The 2,095-nt window shown below is 61.1% G+C and carries 1 protein-coding gene; it reads left to right on the top strand.

Annotated elements, in window-relative coordinates; translation table 11 throughout:
* Window positions 1–2,095: beta strand repeat-containing protein (locus AC07OG_RS26275; protein WP_495068505.1), on the top strand; the 2,095-nt coding region annotated here is incomplete at both ends.

Genomic DNA, 2,095 nt, shown 5'->3' with positions numbered 1-2,095 from the left:
AAGACGCTCCAGTCACCGGCAGCGTCCTGAGTGGAACGAGCAGCGTCGATGGCCCGGTCAGCGTGGTCAACTTCACCGTCGAAGGCGTCACTGGTGCGTTCACCGCAGGCACCACCGCCACCATCGCCAACGTCGGTACCCTGGTCATTGGTGCCGATGGCGCGTACAGCTTTACCCCGGCCGCCAACTACAACGGCACAGTGCCAACGGTTACCTACACCGTCACTGACGGTTCCGGAACCAACGACACTTCGACCCTGAATATCAGCGTCACACCTGTTGACGACAGCTTCACCGACGCCAGCGAAACCGTCACGATCAACGAAGACACCACAGCCAGCGGCAACGTATTGGCGGGAACTTCAAGCGTCGACGGCCCGGTCAGCGTGGTCGACTTCACCGTCGCCGGCGTCACTGGCACGTTCACCGCCGGTCAGACCGCCAACATCGCTAACGTCGGCACCCTGGTCATCGGAGCGAACGGGGCTTACACCTTTACTCCGGCCGCCAATTACAACGGCACCGTGCCAACGGTTACCTACACCGTCACTGACGGCTCCGGAACCAACGACACCTCGACCCTGAACATCAGCGTCACACCCGTCAACGACAACTTCGTCGATGCCAGTGAAACCGTCACGATCAACGAAGACACGGTGGCTACCGGCAATGTACTGACCGGTACTTCGAGCGTCGACGGCCCGGTAAGCGTGCTCAACTTCACCGTCGCTGGCGTCACTGGCACGTTCACCGCCGGCCAGACCGCGACCATAACCAACGTCGGTACCCTGGTGATCGGAGCGAACGGTGCCTACACCTTCACCCCGGCCGCCAATTACAACGGCACTGTGCCGACCGTGACCTACACCGTCACCGACGGTTCGGGAAGCAACGACACCTCGACCCTGAAAATCAGCGTCACGCCGGTCAACGACAACTTCGTCGATGCCAATGAAGCCGTCACGATCAACGAAGACACTTGGGCGACCGGCAACGTGCTGACCGGCACTTCGAGCGTCGACGGCCCGGTCAGCGTGCTCAATTTCACCGTCGGGGCGACCACTTACGCGGCAGGTGTCCCGGCAATTATCGCCAACGTCGGGATCCTGGTGATCGCGGCGAACGGTGCGTACACCTTCATTCCGGCCCCCAATTACAACGGCACGGTGCCAACGGTGACCTACACCGTCACCGACGGTTCGGGCAGCAACGACACCTCGACCCTGGACATCAGCGTCACACCGGTCAACGACAACTTCATCGATACCAGTGAATTCGTCTCGATCAAAGAAGACTCTGTGGCTACCGGCAACGTGTTGTCCGGCACTTCGAGCGTCGATGGCCCGGTCAGCGTGCTCAATTTCACCGTCGCTGGCGTCACTGGCACGTTCACTGCCGGCCAGACTGCGACCATCGACAACGTCGGCACCCTGGTGATCGGAGCGAACGGTGCATACACCTTCACCCCGGCCGCAAACTACAACGGCACGGTGCCAACGGTGACCTACGTCGTCACCGACGGCTCGGGCACCGACAACACCTCGACCTTGAACATCAGCGTCACGCCGGTTAACGACAACTTCATCGATGCCAGTGAAACCGTCACGATCAACGAAGACACCACGGCCAGCGGCAACGTATTGGCGGGGACCTCGAGCGTCGACGGCCCGGTCAGCGTGGTCAATTTCACCGTCGAAGGCGTCAATGGGACCTTCACAGCTGGCCAGACCGCGACCATCGCCAACGTAGGCACCCTGGTGATCGGTGCGAATGGTGCTTACACCTTCACCCCTGCCGCCAATTACAACGGCACTGTGCCGACCGTGACCTACACCGTCACCGACGGTTCGGGAAGCAACGACACCTCGACCCTGAAAATCAGCGTCACCCCGGTCGACGACAGCTTCACCGACGCCAACGAAACGGTTTCAACCCTGGAAGACACCGCCCTTACCGGCAGCGTTCTAACTGGTACGACCAGCGTCGATGGCTCGGTCAGCGTGGTCAATTTCACCGTCGAAGGCGTCAATGGGACCTTCACAGCTGGCCAAACCGCGACCATCGCCAACGTCGGCACCCTGGTCATCGGAGCGAA

This window comes from Pseudomonas sp. GW821-FHT09H03 (assembly GCF_059415945.1).
The sequence above is the reverse complement of the archived record's forward strand: the minus strand, read 5'-3'. Positions and strand labels throughout refer to the sequence as shown.